Raw genomic sequence first — 15,834 nt, 5'->3', positions numbered from 1 at the left:
ACCGTTGTAGATCCTGACAGCAGTTAGAACGGACCGATGGGAGGGTGCCCGATGGCCACCGACGTGAACGGCGCGACCTTCGCCGAGCAGGTGCTGAGCAGCGACAAGCCCGTGCTGGTCGACTTCTGGGCCGAGTGGTGCGGCCCCTGCCGCCAGGTCGGCCCGGTGCTGGACCGGATCGCCGCCGAGCACGCCGACCGGCTGACGGTGGTCAAGGTCAACGTGGACGAGAACCCGGGCCTGGCCGAGCAGTTCGACATCCGGGCGATCCCGGCGATGAAGCTCTTCAAGGGCGGCGAGGTGGTCCACGAGCTGCTCGGGGCCATGCCCGCCGCGGCCGTGATGGCCGAGCTCGACCCCCACCTCTGACCACCCGGCTCCCCCCGAACTCCCCGAGAGGACACGGCCATGGCCGACCGCTACGCCGAGATCGCCTTCTCCCCGAAGGTGCAGGAGCACCAGCGCCGCAACGGCAGCCTGCGCGCCTACGGACCGCGCACCTCGGGCCCCGCCGCCGGGCCCGTCCTGCTCGGCCCGGACGAGCGGGTGTTCATCGGCGCCCGGGACAGCTTCTACCTGTCCAGCGTCGGCGAGTCCGGCTGGCCCTACATCCAGCACCGGGGCGGCCCGCGCGGCTTCCTCCAGGTGCTGGACAACCGGACGCTGGCCTTCGCCGACTTCCGCGGCAACCGCCAGTACATCAGCCGGGGCAACATGGACCACGACGACAAGGTCGCCCTCTTCCTGATGGACTACGCCAACAGCACCCGGCTCAAGATCTACGGCCGGGCCCGTGCGGTGGAGGCCTCCGAGGACCAGGAGCTGGTGGCCCGGCTCAAGCCCGAGGGCTACCGGGCCCACCCGGAGCGGGCGATGCTGATCTCCGTCGAGGCCTACGACTGGAACTGCCCGCAGCACATCCCGCAGCTCTTCCCGATCGAGAACGTCCGGGCCACCGTGAACCACTACCAGCAGAAGATCGCCTCGCTGGAGGCCGAGCTCGCCGCCCTCAAGGCGGAGAAGGACAACTGACGGGCCGTCGGCGCTGGTCAGGTACCCGGAGCCGCCCGCAAATCGGGTGGACGCGTACCTGACCAGCCGCCATAGTGACCGCCATGGCTTCCCTTGTGCACCACATCACCGTCGACTGTGCCGACACCTACGTCCTCGGCAACTTCTGGGCCGAGGTCCTCGACTCCAAGCTCGCCGACGACGACCTCCCCGGCGATCCGGAGGCGCTGCTCGTCACCCCGAACGGCATCGAGATCCTCTTCATCGCCGTCCCGGACGGGAAGACCGTCAAGAACCGCCTGCACTTCGACATCCAGCCCTCGGACCGCACCCGCGACGAGGAGGTGGAGCGCCTGCTGACCATCGGTGCCACCGTCGTCGCCGACCACCGCCGACCGGACGGCACCGGCTGGGTCACCATGGCCGACATCGAGGGCAACGAGTTCTGCGTCGAGCGCAGCGCCGCCGAACGCGCCGCGACCGCCTGACCCGCCCACCCGACCTCTCCCGCCTCCCCCTCCCGAGGCCGGCGGGGCGCCCGTGCCGCTCCGGGCGCCCCGCCTACCAGGCTCGGCCGCCGCCCGCGGATACGCTGCGGACACCCGTCCCGCAGCGCGAAGGCGAGCCCGATGCCCCGTCACCCCGTCCACCTCGCCCGGGTCTACGACCCGCACCGCCCCGAGGACGGCGCCCGCGTCCTGGTGGACCGGCTCTGGCCGCGCGGCATCAAGAAGGAGGACGCCGCCCTGGACTCCTGGCCCAAGGCGCTCACGCCCTCCACCGAGCTGCGCCGCTGGTACCACGAGGGCGGCGGCTTCCCCGCCTTCCGCGAGCGCTACCTCGCCGAGCTGGAAGCACCGGAGGCCCAGGAGGCGCTGACCGGGCTGCGCGCCCTGGCCGCCGACGGGCCGATCGTGCTGCTCACCGCCTCCAAGGGCGACCTGGACAGCAGCCACGCGGCCGTCCTGCGCGAGCTGCTGGCCTGACACCGCCTCAGGCGACCGTCCCGTCCTCCCCGAGTTCGGTGAAGAGGGTCAGCTGCAGACCGGCCGGGCCCTCCAGGCGCGAGTTGAGCGAGTTCCACGGCGTGCGGACCGGCTCGGCCAGCACCCGGGCACCCGCCGCCGCCAGCCGCGCCGTCACCGCCGGGGAGTCGTCCACCTCGAAGGCCACCCGCAGGTGCCCGGCCACCCGGCGGCCGACCTCCACCTCGTCGATGAACTCCGCGTGCCCCGGATCGGTGATCTCCAGGGTGGCCCGGCCGGCGTCCAGGATGGTGACCCGGCCGTCCGGCGAGGCGAACGCCGCCTGCTCGGCCAGCCCCAGCTCGTCGCGGTAGAAGCGCAGCGCCGCCTCGTAGTCGGCGGCGGTGACGACCAGCCGCAGCTGGCGGACAGGGGTTTCCTCGGACATCGTCGGCTCCTCACCCGGTGATCTCGGTTACGGAGCCGACAACCTGACGTCCGTTCAGATCATTCCGCGCGCGAACAACGCCGCCGTGCCGCCCGCCTTCGCGGCACCGGGCGCCCCGCCCGCCCCGTCCGTCCCGGCCGGCACCGGGTCGGGGCGGCAGAACCGGTCGCGGGCGGGGAGCTGCCCGGTGACCAGGAAGCGGTGCGTCTCGGCGATCGCGCAGGACGGCGCCTCCGGGTCGTACGTCCCGTGGTTGCCCGCGTCCACCGTCACCATCCGGGCCCGCCCGCCCAGCGCCTCGCGCAGCCCGAGCGCACCGGCGTAGGGGGTGGAGGGGTCGCGCAGGTTCTGCAGCAGCAGGATGTTCGCCGGCCCCCGGTCGGTGATCCGCACCGGCGGCTCGACCGGGTCGTTCCACCACAGGCAGGGGAACACGTTGGCGCCCATCCCGGCGAGCAGCGGGTATCGCCGCCGGTGGTCCGTCACCTCCCGCTGGTAGGACGCCGGATCGCGGTTCCACCGCACGTCCCCGCAGACCACGGCGAGCATCGCGGCCACCTCGTTGTCGGCCGGGATCCCCTCCTCGACCACCCTCGGGTACCAGGCCGGCGCCTGCGCGTCCGTCCCGTCCAGGTAGCGCCACCAGGCGGCGATCTCCGGGAAGAGCGCGGTGTGGATGGACAGGCCCCGGTACAGCATCCGGAAGCGGTTGCCGTTCACCTCGCCCGCGTCGGGGTGGTGGCCGGGGGTGCGGTCCAACCGCGCCGCCAGCGCCAGGAATCCGGCCCGCACCTCGGCCGGCGTGGCGCCCAGGCCGAGCTCGCCGTCGCGCTCCGCCGCCCAGGCGGCGAAGTCGCCGAAGCGCAGCTCGGCCCCGCTGTCCCAGAGCGACCACATGCCGTGCCAGATCCGGGCCGGGTCGACCAGGCTGTCCAGCACGAAGCGGTCGGCGCGCTCCGGGAAGAGCTGCGCGTACACGGTGCCGAGGTAACTGCCGTACGAGCCGCTGAAGTAGGAGATCCTCCGCTCGCCGAGCGCGATCCGGATCCGGTCCATGTCGCGGGCGGTGTTGGCGGTGGTGACGTACGGCAGCACGTCCCCGCCGTTGGCCAGGCAGTCCCGGGCGAGCGCCTTGCCGAAGGCGACGTTCGGTGCGATCGAGCCGTCCGGCGCCGGAAAGGGGAGCACCTTCTCGGTCGGCAGCCCGGCCTCGGTGCGGCCGCAGGTGAGCGGGGCGCTGTGGCCGATGCCGCGCGGGTCGAAGCCGATCAGGTCGTAGCGGTCCAGCACCTCCTGCGGGTAGACCTGCGCGTAGGCGCTGGGCAGGTGGAGGCTGCGGGTGCCGGGGCCGCCGCCGTTGTGCAGCAGCACGCCGCGCCGCAAGCCGGGCTTGGCGGTGGCGATCCGGGAGACGGCGATCTCGATGGTGCGCCCGTTCGGCCTGCGGTGGTCGAGCGGCACCGTGACGGTGGTGCAGAGCATCCGGGGGTCGTGCGGCGGCCAGCCGGCCTCCGGCGGGCAGTCCTTCCAGACCAACTTCGCTGCCGCCGGCGCGGCTTGGGCCACGGGGACGGCCACGGCGCCGAGGCCGACGGCCAGGGTCAGCGCGGTGAGTCCACCCACGACCTTCTGACGAATCATCAACATGGTCCAGACCATAGGGACTTGACCAAGTCTTGGTACGCCGTTCGACTCAATTCGCGTACCGACTCGGCGCATCCGAGGTCTTGCCGACCCGGGCATGTCATCCCTACCGTCGGGTAACGTCCCGCGCCTCCTCCCCACCCCCAGGAGTGACCGTGCCCCGGATCCCCCGCACCGCCCTGGCCCTGGCCGCCGCCCTGACCCTGTCCGTCTCCCTCAACTCCCATGCTCCGGCCGCCAGTTCGCCGCCCCTGCGCGAAGTCCTGCTGGTCGGCAACAACTGGGACGGCACCGCTGACGTGCTGGCCTCCTCCGGAGACCTCGCCAAGGTGGGCCGGATCGACGTCGTCCCCGACAGGGAGCAGCGGCTGGCCGAGATCCACCGCGACCCGATCAGGCTGGCCTACTTCCTCGGCGTCCGCCTCGGCCCGGGCGAGGGCCACGACCAGTTCGTCGACGACATGTACACCACCCCTGACGGCTCCTCCGCGGTGGTCTCCCGCCCGAGCTTCGCCGACGTGGTCTCCCTGGACCTGGCCACCGGCCGCCTCAACTGGCGCTTCCCGGTGGCCGGTTACCGCTCCGACCACATGGCCCTCTCCCCCGACGGGACCAAGGTCGCGGTCTCCGCCTCCACCGCGAACACGGTGCACGTGCTCGACGTCCGCACCGGCGCCCAGCTCGGCTCCTTCCGCACCGGCGACAAGCCGCACGAGAACCTCTTCACCGACGGCGGCCACCGGCTGTGGAACATGTCGATCGGCGAGGTCACCACCGCACTGGACGCCCCCTGGCTCGACTGGACCAAGGGCGACCGGCGGATCACCGTGGTGGACGCCGACACCTACGCACCGGTCAAGGTGATCGACATGCGCCAGCGGCTGGACGCGGCCGGACGCAGTGACCTCTCCGACGCCGTCCGCCCGGCCGCCTTCAGTCCGGACGGCTCCACCCTCTACTTCCAGCTCTCCTTCTACAACGGCCTGGTGGAGTACGACGTGGCCGCCGACCGGATCACCCGGTTCAAGGAGCTGCCCAAGTCGCCGGCCACCGACGAGGACCGCACCACCTGGGTGAACGACTCCCGTCACCACGGCCTCTCGGCCAGCCCCGACGGCGCCCACCTGTGCGTGGCGGGGACGATGGACGACTACGTCACCGTGCTCGACCGCGCCACCCTCCAGGAGGGCCCGCTGATCCCGGCCGCCAAGCCGTACTGGGCCACCGTCAGCGGCGACGGCCGCTCCTGCGTGGTCTCGGAGAGCGGCAGCGACCGCGTCACCGCGATCGACTTCGCCACCGGACGCCCCACCGCCTCCGTCCCGGTCGGCGACCACCCGCAGCGGGTGCGCCTCGGCCACGTGCCGACGGGCTGGAGCGGCCCCGCCGCCCGCTGATCGCGGAACTCCTCCGCGTCACCGACCCGGCCGACACCCCGCCGGGCCGTTGCACCTCACTCCTCACCCTGACGGCCGTCTGATCGACCGTCAGGACGCCGACGACGGCGGTCCGGCGGGCTCTTCGGAGCCCTCGGGCCGCCGTTCGCCATGACAGGACACTACTCAGCCTCACCATGGCATGCAACACAGCAGTGAAAGCTTTCTGATGTTCTGTCATTGACCTACTGCAAGATCCCGAGGCCCCCACGCCCCCGCCGGGCCCTCGCCGCACCGCCTCCCGCTCCGACGGCCAGCCGAGGTCAACCTTCTGACCTGCGAAGACGGCAGTCACACCGAGCCGATCCGGACGCATTCGAACCAGCGTCGACGGCCCGGAAGTCGATGGAAGCCTTGCGATTGAACGGGATTCAACTATTGACAGGGCCTTCGCCGAAGTCCTCAATAGGCGACACAGTTCAACGGCTTTCAACGCCCCACCCCCACACCTCAAGACCTCACGGCGCGGTCGCGCCGCTCCCACGGCTGCCCCTCAGCCGCTCCCCCACGCACGCCCCCACCCGAAAGGACCGACCGCCCATGCGCCGCCACCCTCGCGCGCTGTCCGCCGCCATCGCCCTGATCGCCGGCACCATCGCACTCCCCGCCCTGCCCGCCGCCACTGCCTCGGCGGACACGGCTGCCGGTCCGTACGTGCTCCAGGTCGAGAACATGTCGCTGACCAACTTCGCGACCGAGACCGTGAACCACACCGCGTACAACAACCCGGTCGAGACCGTCACCTACGCCCGCGGCGCGGCCGGCCAGACCAGCTCGGCCCGGTCCACCTTCGCCGGCGCGGCGGGCACGTACGACCTGATCACCCGTTACAACGGCAAGACCGCCGGCGGCGTCAGCTACCGGCTGACCGTCAACTCGGCCCAGGTGGACAGCTGGAACGCCAACGGCCGCTGGGGCACCGACTACACCGACCCCAAGAACATCGACACCCGCACCAGCAGCAAGGTCGCCCTCAAGCCGGGCGACGTCATCGAGCTGACCGCCGTCGGCTCCACCGACGTGCCGCGGGTGGACCGCATCACCATCCAGAACTACGTCGGCGCGCCCACCAGCCCGCTGACCATCAACTCCCCCAACGCCGCCCTCAACGACGGCTTCACCTGGGGCCGCGACCGCGCGCTCGGCATGGCGTTCTACCAGGGCAACCCGATGATGGGCCACGAGCCCGAGTGGTGGCGGCTGACCGACGCCACCCACCAGACCGTGCAGCCGGGCTACTGGGGCGCCTACACCAACCGCGAGTCGTACTACAACCGCGACATCTCGCACCAGTCCGACGGCGCGCACGTCATCGGTCTCGACAACGAGACCCTCAACATGTTCAAGACCTTCGCCGGCGACGCCGACGACCCGGGCCAGAACGGCTGGCCGCTCTGGGCGCACAGCCCCACCGGCGCGATGTACTACATCGACCAGACCGGCTTCCGCGAGCTGCCCTCGCCGTTCAACCTGATGGCCAAGGCCTTCAAGCAGTACCAGTGGACCGGCAACGCCGCCTGGATCAACGACCCGACCCTGTCGGCGTACTACGACTCCACCATGAACCAGTTCCTGGCCAGCCACCAGGTCACCTGGAACGACGCCAACCCCGCCGCCGAGCAGCCCGTGGCGAAGAAGCAGAACGGTGAGTACACCGCGACCTTCTTCGAGTTCCCCAACGAGAACCTGACCTCGGCCGCCGACGCGCTGGGCTTCCAGTACCAGTCGATGCTCGCCTACGCGCAGATCCTCAAGGCCAAGGGCGACACCGCCGGCAGCACCACCTGGGCCAACCGCGCGCAGCGGGTCCGCAACCACTTCGAGAGCCAGTGGTTCGACTCGGCCAACAACCGCTACGTCCGCGGCAAGGACGCCAACGGCACCGGCTACAGCAGCTGGGGCCACGAGGCCAGCTTCCTGATGATGCTCAACGGCCTGGGCGACTACGGCCCGCGGACCTCCGCCTACCTGGACTTCATCGCCGCCAACGACGACAGCCTGAACGTCGAGGCGACCTCCTACCTGCCGGAGATGTACTACCAGTACAACCGCTCCGGCGAGGGCTGGTCCTGGCTGAAGAAGCTGATGAAGGACAAGGACACCTACCCCGAGATCTCCTTCCTCGCCGTCAGCAACACCGTCGACGGCATGATGGGCGTCCAGCCCGACGCCCCCAACCACAAGGTCGCCACCGTCTCCCGCCTGACCTCGGAGACCCCGTGGGTGGAGATCGACCACCTCAAGGTCGGCGACAGCGACCTCAAGCTCAAGCACATCGGCACCACCGGCTCGGTGCTGACCAACAACGCGGGCTCCACGGTGAACTGGGAGGCCCAGTTCTACGGCTCCTACTCCACCATCTCGGTGAACGGCACCGCCTACCCGGCGCAGACCAAGTCGCTCTACGGCCAGACCGTCTCCTACGTCAGCGTCCCGGTGAACGCCGGCGCCACCGTCACCGCCGCCGCGGGCAGCACGGTCGTCGACACCACCGCCCCGAGCACCCCGTCCGGCCTGGCGACCGCCAACCTCACCGACGCGAGCGTCGACCTGAGCTGGAACGCCTCCACCGACAACGTCGGCCTGACGAACTACCAGGTCCTGCGCAACGGCAGCGTGATCGGCACCACCACCGGCACCACCTTCACCGCCAACGGCCTGGCCGGCTCGACCGGTTACACCTTCACGGTCAGGGCCGTGGACACCACGGGCAACGTCTCCGCCGCGAGCAACGCCGCCGCGGTCACCACGCTCCCGACCCCCAAGACGGTCAACCTCAGCGACCTGGCCTGGGCGAGCTACCAGAACTCCTTCGGGACCCCCCGCAAGGACACCAGCATCGACGGCACCCCGATCAAGCTCCAGGGCACCGTCTACCCCAAGGGCATCGGCACCCACGCCAACAGCACCATCACCTACAACCTGGGCGGCGGCTACACCCGCTTCCAGGCCGACACCGGCGTGGACGACGAGATCACCGCCACCGGCTCGGTCCGCTTCGAGGTCTGGGGCGACGGCGTCAAGCTCTACGAGAGCCCCTACACCCTCGGCCCCAACAACCAGACCCAGAGCGTGAACGTCGACGTCACCGGCGTCAACACCCTGGTCCTGAAGGCCCTGGACGGCGGCGACGGCATCAACAGCGACCACGCCGACTGGGCCGGTGCCAAGCTCACCGTCAAGGCCTCGGCGCCGGTCAACGCCAGCGACCTGGCCTGGGCCTCGGCGCAGGCCGACTTCGGCACCGTCCAGAAGGACCGCAGCATCGACGGCAACCCGCTGAAGATCAACGGCACCACCTACCCCAAGGGCATCGGCACCCACGCCAACAGCACCATCACCTACAACCTCAACCGCGGCTACACCCGCTTCCAGGCCGACACCGGCGTGGACGACGAGGTCAGCTCCTACGCGACCCTGAAGTTCGAGGTCTGGGGCGACGGCGTCAAGCTCTACGAGAGCCCCTCCGTCAACACCCCCACCACCCCGGCCCAGCCGGTCGACGTCAACGTCGCCGGCGTCAACACCCTGACCCTGAAGGTCACCGACGGCGGCGACGGCATCAACAGCGACCACGCCGACTGGGCGGGCGCCAAGTTCCTCCAGTAGTCCCCGCAGTCCCCTACACCGGCCGGAGCCGGCGGGCGCCCTCGGACGCGCCCGCCGGCTCCGGCCGTCCCGCTCCCTAACGCCCCGTCACCAGACCCACCGGCAGGTACTCCGACACCACGTCCACCGCCATCCCGGCGTCCTGCGCCAGACAGGCCACCGCCAGCGGAGCCAGCGCCACGAACCCGGTGGACGTCACCGCCCGCTCCCCGTCCGCCGTCCAGTACTCCCGGTGCAGCTCCAAGGCCCGCACCAGCGCCGCGTCGAAGCCCGCCTGGTCCCGCGCCACGAACCGGCCGAACAGGTCCATGGCCGGCCGCACCACCTTCATCAGGTACTCCCGGTCCACGACCGCGGCCGGCTCCGCCGCCTCCAGCGCGGCGGCCAACTCCTGTGCCAGCCCCTGGCCCTGACGCCGGTACGCCTGCAGGGCCGCCACCCACGCCCAGGTGTACTCGTCCTCCGCCGCACCGGACCCGCGCAGCACCTCCACCGGCACCGCCGCCAGCCCGTCCAGCAACCCGCCCTCCCGACAGACCGCCGCCAGCCAGAACGCGTTCAACCAGTTCCCCGCGTGCGCCTCCCGCCGCGAGTCCCCCGCCCCCACCGTCCGCACGGCCCCGCCGATCCGGGCCTCCACGGCTCCTTCCTCCACTCCCGCCACCGCGAACAGCGCTGCAGCCGCCTGAGCCGCCGTCAGGAACGCCTCCCGGCTCTCCACCCGCTCGCCCCCCGGGTCCAGCAGCAGCCCGGCCTCGGCCATCACCAACGCCGTCTCCAGCACGCTCACCAACCCCAGCGAAGCTCCTGGCCGCAGCCTCCCCAGATCCACCGCCAAGTCCTCGCCCAGCAGCGCCAGACCACTCTCGACGTGCTCCGTGGAAATGCCGTGCCGCTTCACAATGGCGTTCAACTCAGGTCACTCCCAGGTCAGTTGGTCTCATGTCCGCCGCGGTCCCCGCCCATCCGGACCACCCCGACTACCGTCGGTGCCCCCGCAGCTACTGATCCAACACCGCACCGAACCCCTCCTGTTCCCAGCCCCCTCTCAGACCTCCGACCGAACCTGGACGTAGTCCCTACGGACCGGTTTACGCAGCCTTCTCCGCGCCGGCGCGGAGTACGCGCTCGTCGGACGGATTCCGTTACGCGAGCAGGGTGTAGTCGTCCTCGATGGCCTGGAACCACCACCAGTCCGCACCGTTCCCCTCGGCCGCCACCGGATCGACCCGGCGGAGCGCCGCACGGACGAACGCCAGGAACTCGTAGCGCTCGGCCACCTGACGCCCGGTCGACACCGAGAGCGCCCAGGTCGCCAGCGCCTGGCAGGCGGCGAACGCCATGAGCGAGGTGTTGACCACCTCGGGTTCACCGTCGAACGCCTGCACCACCCGGCCCGTCCCGTGCTCCACGCAGAGTGCGCTCTCACCGTCGCCGGCGACCGCGATCACGGTGTAGCCGCTCGCGTCCACCTCGCTCTCGGCGCCCTCCTCCTCGAGGTACTCCTCCAGCGACCGGAGCGTCTCCAGCGAGCCGAGTGTGTCCTGCCAGAAGACGGGGAATCCGGGAAGCCCGATCGTGCACAGCACCTGGACCGCATCCGGCAGTTCCGCCAGCGCTCCCAGTGCGCCGGGGCCGGCGACCGCGATGCCCCCTTGGTAGTAGGGCTGGAGGTCGTCCGCCGTCAGCGCGCCCACGGTCCACCAGGCCTCGCGGGGCAGCAGCACCGGTTCCGTGGCCCGCTCGGCCGGCCCTCCGGCCGGCCCTCCGGCCGGGGCTCCGGCCGACGGGCCGAAACGGAGCAGTGCCAGTCCGCTGTGCCCGGCCAGCAGGAGACGGCCACCGGGCAGCGGGTAGGCCTGCGCTCCCGGGTACGGCGCACAGAGGGAGAGGACCACTCCGTCCGTGCCCGTTCCGGGATGCACCTCGACCCTCAACAGGTCGGACCCCCCGTCGGAGACGGCCACCGTGCTGCCGTCTCCGTCCACCACCACCGCAAGGGCATCGGCGGTCTCGGGCCGCTGCTCCACTGCCTCTCCCTCTTGCGCCCCGTCCGCCAACGCGTACCAGCGGTACTTCCGGTCGTACGCCGACCGCAGGCACACCGCACCCTCGGCTCCGGTCGCGCCACGCCAGCCGACGACCTCGACAGGACCGGTCCAGCCCGGGCCGAACTCCCGGGCGTCGAAAGCCCCCAGCGGGCGCCAGCGTGCCCACTCGGCCCGCCAAGGGAGCGTCAGTCCGAGGCCGTCCAGAGCCCGGACCAGATCCTCGTCCCCCCAGGCCTGCCCGGCGAACCGCAACCGGGCCACCCACTCGATGACGCCGCACCGCGAGTCGGACCGGTACGCCCGAACCGCTTCGGCCACCGCTCCCCGGCGCCGAGCCGCCGCCCCTTCCGTGCGGTCGCCGGCAGCCACCGCCTCGGCCAAGGCCTCGGGGTCGCCCAGCACCAGCACCCGGAGGTCCGCCAGCCACTCGTCCAGCAGACCACCGCCGAGGGCGTGTCCGACGCCGAACCGCAGCACGTAGTCCTCGGACGCCGTCAACACCCGGCCCCGCGCCACCGCCGCCACGTCGTCCGGCAGCACCTCCCGGAGGGCGGTGGTGATCCTCCGCTGGACCTCCGTCACCCCCGAGCCGAACGAGGCAGCCGCCGCCTCGGCCAGAGCACCGTGCCTCAGCCTGGCGTACCCGTCCGGAACGGCCCCCGCTCCCTCCACCACGTCGGCGGCGACGAACGAGGCCACCACCCCCTCGAAGGCGTTCAGCTCCGCACTCGTGACCCGGTCACCGGTCACCGCAGCCGCGGCCCGCCGCCGCAGCTCGCCGGGCATCCCGACAACACCCTCAGCCAGCACCACCGGCGCCAGCAGCCTCCGGGCCCGTGCGGCGTCCTGACCAAAGCCGTCGAGGACGAACTCCCATGCGCCCTCCAGCGATTCGGGAAGCGTCCCCACCGCACCGGAGCGTGCCCGGAGTTCCCCGGCGAGCACCTCCGCCACCAGGAAGTTCGGCCAAGCCGCCGCCGTCACCGCCGCCGCAGCGGATGCCGCGTCTCCTTCGCGGCCGGCGAAGACCGAGTCCGGTACGTCGATCAGACTCCGCACCCACGCCGCGAACGCGGCCCGGTCGGGCGCGAACCGACCCTGGTCGAGGTCGATCACAGAGGCAGCCAACTTCGGTTTCCACCACAGCAGTTCGGCCAAGGTGGTCCGGTCGACCTCCACGAGCAGCAACGCCAGGCCGCCACCAGGCCGCTTCGCGGTCACCGGGTCGATCAGCTTGCGCACCAGCTCCGGCACTCCGGCCGACCGCCGGACCGTCACCCTCAGCCGACCAGGAGCACCGGACAACAGGACAGCCTGCGGGTGTTCGTCCTTCCTGAGCGCGAGGGTCAACCCGGAGACGTCGCCGTCGTACCGGATGCGGTCCCCCAACCCCATTCCGTCCGCGAGCCACCGCAACCACTCCGCGCCCGTCCCACCGTCCCCGTCCGCGCCCCCGCCGAAAGCACCGACCGGAGGCAGCGACCCGTCGGCGACGGCGACGAACCCACGGGCGTCGGCATCGGCCGCAGCGGCGGTCCTGGCGAGGAGCCGGCTCTTCCCCGCCCCCGGATCGCCGGTGACCAGCCTGATCCCATCACCGAGGTCACCCCGCTCGAGCCAGGCAGCCAGTTCCTCGGCAGCGGCCTGACGTGCTGCCAGTTCGAAACGCATCCGGCGGTCCCACTCCTCGGTTTCCAGCTGGTCATCCCGGTGGCCGACGTTCCCTGGGCGGGCTCCGGCCGGGGGTTCGGTTCAGGTGGTCTCGTACTCGCCGATCCAACTACGGTCCAGCAGGTTCTCCGGCAGGTAGCCGGACTCCACCTCGATCTGCATCCCGCTGTCGAAGGCCATGCACGCCACCGCCAACGGTGCCAGGGCGAGGAAGCCGGTGGACGAGATCGACTGCTCGTGATCGCTCGTCCAGTACTCCCGGTGCATCTCCAACGCCCGTACGAGCGAACTGGTGAAGGCGGCCTGATCACCCTTCAGGAACTGGTACATCATCTCCATCGGCGGATGGGCCACCCTCACCAGGTAGTCCTTGGAAGCGATCCGGGCGACCTCCGGATCCGACTCCTCGATCGCGGCCGCGAGCTTCTCCGCCTGCTGCGGCTCCTTCTTCCAGTACGCCTGCAGCGCCTCCACCCACAGGTAGATGTACTCGTCGTACACCGCAGCGGGATTCCGCAGCGACTCGACCGGCAGAGCAGCCAGAGCATCCAGCCGCTCGGTCTCCCGGCACACGATCGCCAGCCAGAAAGCAGTCAGCCAGTTCGCCGCGTGCGCTTCACGCTTCGAGTTCCCCGCCGGAATCCGCCGCACATCGCCGGCGATCCGACACTCCACCGCACCCTCGGCGAGCCCGGCGGCCGCGAACAGCGCAGAAGACGCCTGCATCGCCGTCAGAAGAGCATCCCAGCTCTCGATCCGGTCGGCCTTGGGATCAGCGATGATGTGCGTCTCCGCGATGATCACTGCCGTATTCATGACCCGGGACGCGCCGAGGGGCTGAGATCCCACTCGTTCCAGACAGAAAGAGAGGTACTCCCCCAGCTTCCGGACCGCAGAATCGACGTCCCCTCCAGCACTCTCATGACGTGCGACAACCATGGTCACCTGGTTCAGACCTCCCTCTGGTGCCGCTCGTGCCAGCAGAGCAGCACATGCCTCCGATTCTTCCTCGCAGCAGTCGTCAGGTGTCGAACTCGCCGACCCAACTGCCCAGTACCAGGCGCTTCGGCAGGTAGTCCGACTCCACCTTCACCGGGATGCCCAAGTCCTCGGCCAGGGATGCGAGTGCCGTCAGCGGCAGGGACACGAACCCGGCGGAGTCGTCGATCCGCTCCTCGTCCGCGGTCCAGAACTCCTTGTGCAGTCGCACCGCTTCCAGCAGCGCCTCGTTGAACTTCTCCGCGTCCCGCTGAACCAGGCGGAAGAAGGCGACGATCGGCGGGTACAGCAGCTTCACCAGGATCTCGCGGTCGGCGATTCGAGCCACCTCGGGGTCCGCACCCTCGAGAGCTTCCTCAAGCCAGCCCATCAACTCCGGCCCAGCCGAACGGAACTCCTGAAGCGCCCTCACCCACGAATAGATGTAGTCGTCGAACACCGCCCCCGACTCCCGCAGTACCGGGATCGGCACCGACGCCAGCAGGTCCCAGTCGACGCGCCTCCCGGCAGACGACGGCCAGCCAGAAGGCGTCCAACCACGACCCGGCATCGGTGTAGTGGTCAGGCCGGACCGCCTGGACCTCCCGCACACCCGCCGACCCCAGCCTCACCACCACCGACCCCCCGGTCCCCACTGCCGCGAACACCGCCGAACTCGCCTGCATCGCAGCCGTCCAGGCGTACCAGCTCTCGACCGTCTCCACCGCGGGATCGAGCAACGCCCGCTTCCGCGCCAGGATCAACGCCTTGTCCGTCGCCATGCTCAACCCCAGAACAGTCAAGGGCTCGCGGCGGAAGGCACGCTGCAGAATCCCGTCGAGCGTCTCCACCAACTTCTCGGACGTTCTCGGTCGACGCCGCATGGCGCGCCACCACCACCGGTCCTCCATCTCCGAAGTCAAGGTGTCCTCCGCGTACTCCGCCGCCCGGCACCCCTCCCCCATGTGCCCGCATCGGCCGCCTTCTGCGGGCCGGCCGCGGCGATCAGCCCCGTCTCCCACCAGAGCGGCACTCCACCGGAGACACGTCCGACGTGGCGACCGCGCAGAGTGCCGCCGCATTGCCGGTAGGCACCTCAGGGCGCGCCAGTCGGACGCCCCCTCGGCACCACTACGTTGCGGAAGTCATCATGCGTCGAACTCGCCGACCCAACTGCCCAGCAGCAGGTGCTTCGGCAGGTAGTCCGACTCCACCTCGACCTCGATGCCGAGGTCACGAGCCAGGCAGGCGATCGCCAGCAGCGGGAGAGACACGAACCCGAAGGGTTCGTCGAGGCGGTCCTCCTCCGCCGTCCAGTACTCGCGGTGCAGCTCGAGGCCCTCGACCAGGGCCTCGTTGAACTTCTCGGCGTCCCGCTGCACCAACCTGTAGAAGGCCGCGATCGGCGGGTAGAGCAGCTTGAGCAGGGTCTCGCGGTCAGCAACCCGCGCCACTTGGGGGTCCGTGCCGTCGATCGCGGCCAGGAGCTTCTCCATGACCTCGGGTTCCTGCCGCCGGAACGCCTGCAGCGCACCCACCCACGCGTAGATGTACTCGTCGAACACCGCACCGGACTGCCGCAGCACCGACTCCGGCACCGTAGCCAGCACGTCCAACCGCCGCGGCTCCCGGCAGATCAGCGCCAGCCAGAACGCGTCCAGCCACGACCCCGCGTCCGTGTAGTCCGTCGGCTCGATCGCAGGAATCGCCCGAACCCCGTGAATTCCGATCCGGCACTCCACAGACCCCTGGGCCTGGACCGCCGCGAACACCGCCGAACTCGCCTGCATCGCAGCCGTCCAGGCGTACCAGCTCTCGACCTCCTCAGCCGGCGGATCGAGCAAGGCCCGCTTGCGCGTCAGGGCCAGCGCCGTCGATGTCGCACTCTGCAGATCCCACGCCGTCAGCGGTTCCTCGGCGAACTCGTCCGCCAGGATCCCGCTCAGTACCTCGGCAGCCCGCGCCGCCTTGTCGTCCGCCGGAATCGCATGACGTGCCACTACCACGGTCATTGGTGCTCG

General features: G+C 70.7%; 14 protein-coding genes. 6 read left to right on the top strand and 8 right to left on the bottom strand.

The genetic code is table 11. The features are described from left to right. Positions 1-51: 51 nt before the first annotated feature. The 4 genes from trxA (at position 52) to ABD946_RS32050 (ending at position 1,997) form a co-directional block, all read left to right on the top strand. Positions 52-369: a thioredoxin gene (gene trxA, locus ABD946_RS32065; protein ID WP_345289128.1), complete on the top strand. Its 318-nt coding sequence runs from the start codon at positions 52-54 to the stop codon at positions 367-369. 39 nt (positions 370-408) lie between these two features. Then, a complete protein-coding gene (locus tag ABD946_RS32060) occupies positions 409-1,032 on the top strand; it encodes a pyridoxamine 5'-phosphate oxidase family protein (protein WP_345289127.1) in 624 nt (207 codons plus the stop codon). A gap of 83 nt (positions 1,033-1,115) precedes the next feature. Next, entirely contained in the window at positions 1,116-1,499 is a 384-nt protein-coding gene (locus tag ABD946_RS32055; protein ID WP_345289126.1) for a VOC family protein, read from the top strand. Between the two features lie 141 nt (positions 1,500-1,640). After that, on the top strand, positions 1,641-1,997 hold the full coding sequence (locus tag ABD946_RS32050) for a DUF488 domain-containing protein (protein ID WP_345289124.1): 357 nt from the start codon (positions 1,641-1,643) through the stop codon (positions 1,995-1,997). 7 nt (positions 1,998-2,004) lie between these two features. On the opposite strand, the gene ABD946_RS32045 is transcribed toward ABD946_RS32050, so the two are convergent. Continuing rightward, positions 2,005-2,424: a VOC family protein gene (locus ABD946_RS32045; protein ID WP_345289123.1), complete on the bottom strand. Its 420-nt coding sequence runs from the start codon at positions 2,422-2,424 to the stop codon at positions 2,005-2,007. Positions 2,425-2,478: 54 nt separating this feature from the next. Continuing rightward, positions 2,479-4,071 carry an alpha/beta hydrolase gene (locus tag ABD946_RS32040; RefSeq protein ID WP_345289122.1) on the bottom strand — a complete coding sequence of 531 codons (1,593 nt, stop codon included), beginning with the start codon at positions 4,069-4,071 and terminating at the stop codon, positions 2,479-2,481. Positions 4,072-4,223: 152 nt separating this feature from the next. Here ABD946_RS32040 and ABD946_RS32035 point away from each other — a divergent pair, with 152 nt between their 5' ends. Continuing rightward, positions 4,224-5,465, top strand: coding sequence for a YncE family protein (locus tag ABD946_RS32035; protein WP_380148929.1), 1,242 nt, complete (start codon positions 4,224-4,226; stop codon positions 5,463-5,465). Positions 5,466-6,044: 579 nt separating this feature from the next. Next, positions 6,045-9,113 carry an NPCBM/NEW2 domain-containing protein gene (locus ABD946_RS32030; RefSeq protein ID WP_345289120.1) on the top strand — a complete coding sequence of 1,023 codons (3,069 nt, stop codon included), beginning with the start codon at positions 6,045-6,047 and terminating at the stop codon, positions 9,111-9,113. 76 nt (positions 9,114-9,189) lie between these two features. Here ABD946_RS32030 and ABD946_RS32025 read toward each other — a convergent pair whose 3' ends face one another. The 6 genes from ABD946_RS32025 to ABD946_RS32000 form a co-directional block, all read right to left on the bottom strand. Beyond that, complete coding sequence (locus ABD946_RS32025; protein WP_345289119.1) at positions 9,190-10,026, bottom strand: immunity 49 family protein; 837 nt, start codon at positions 10,024-10,026, stop codon at positions 9,190-9,192. Between the two features lie 232 nt (positions 10,027-10,258). Then, positions 10,259-12,835: an SUKH-4 family immunity protein gene (locus tag ABD946_RS32020; RefSeq protein WP_345289117.1), complete on the bottom strand. Its 2,577-nt coding sequence runs from the start codon at positions 12,833-12,835 to the stop codon at positions 10,259-10,261. A gap of 81 nt (positions 12,836-12,916) precedes the next feature. Then, a complete protein-coding gene (locus tag ABD946_RS32015; RefSeq protein WP_345289116.1) occupies positions 12,917-13,639 on the bottom strand; it encodes an immunity 49 family protein in 723 nt (240 codons plus the stop codon). A gap of 217 nt (positions 13,640-13,856) precedes the next feature. Further along, positions 13,857-14,306 carry an immunity 49 family protein gene (locus tag ABD946_RS32010; protein ID WP_345289115.1) on the bottom strand — a complete coding sequence of 150 codons (450 nt, stop codon included), beginning with the start codon at positions 14,304-14,306 and terminating at the stop codon, positions 13,857-13,859. Beyond that, positions 14,191-14,736, bottom strand: a complete 546-nt coding sequence (locus ABD946_RS32005) for an Imm49 family immunity protein (RefSeq protein WP_345289114.1) — start codon at positions 14,734-14,736, stop codon at positions 14,191-14,193. The genes ABD946_RS32010 and ABD946_RS32005 overlap by 116 nt, the downstream gene beginning before the upstream one ends. Before the next feature lie 225 nt (positions 14,737-14,961). After that, the gene (locus ABD946_RS32000; protein ID WP_345289113.1) at positions 14,962-15,825 is read right to left on the bottom strand and encodes an immunity 49 family protein; all 864 of its coding nucleotides are present in this window, start codon (positions 15,823-15,825) and stop codon (positions 14,962-14,964) included. Between the last annotated feature and the right edge of the window lie 9 nt (positions 15,826-15,834).

Source organism: Kitasatospora albolonga, from assembly GCF_039535905.1.
Classification (GTDB): Bacteria; Actinomycetota; Actinomycetes; order Streptomycetales; family Streptomycetaceae; genus Kitasatospora; species Kitasatospora albolonga.
Note: the sequence above shows the minus strand (reverse complement) of the source record. Positions and strands in the feature narration are given on the sequence as shown.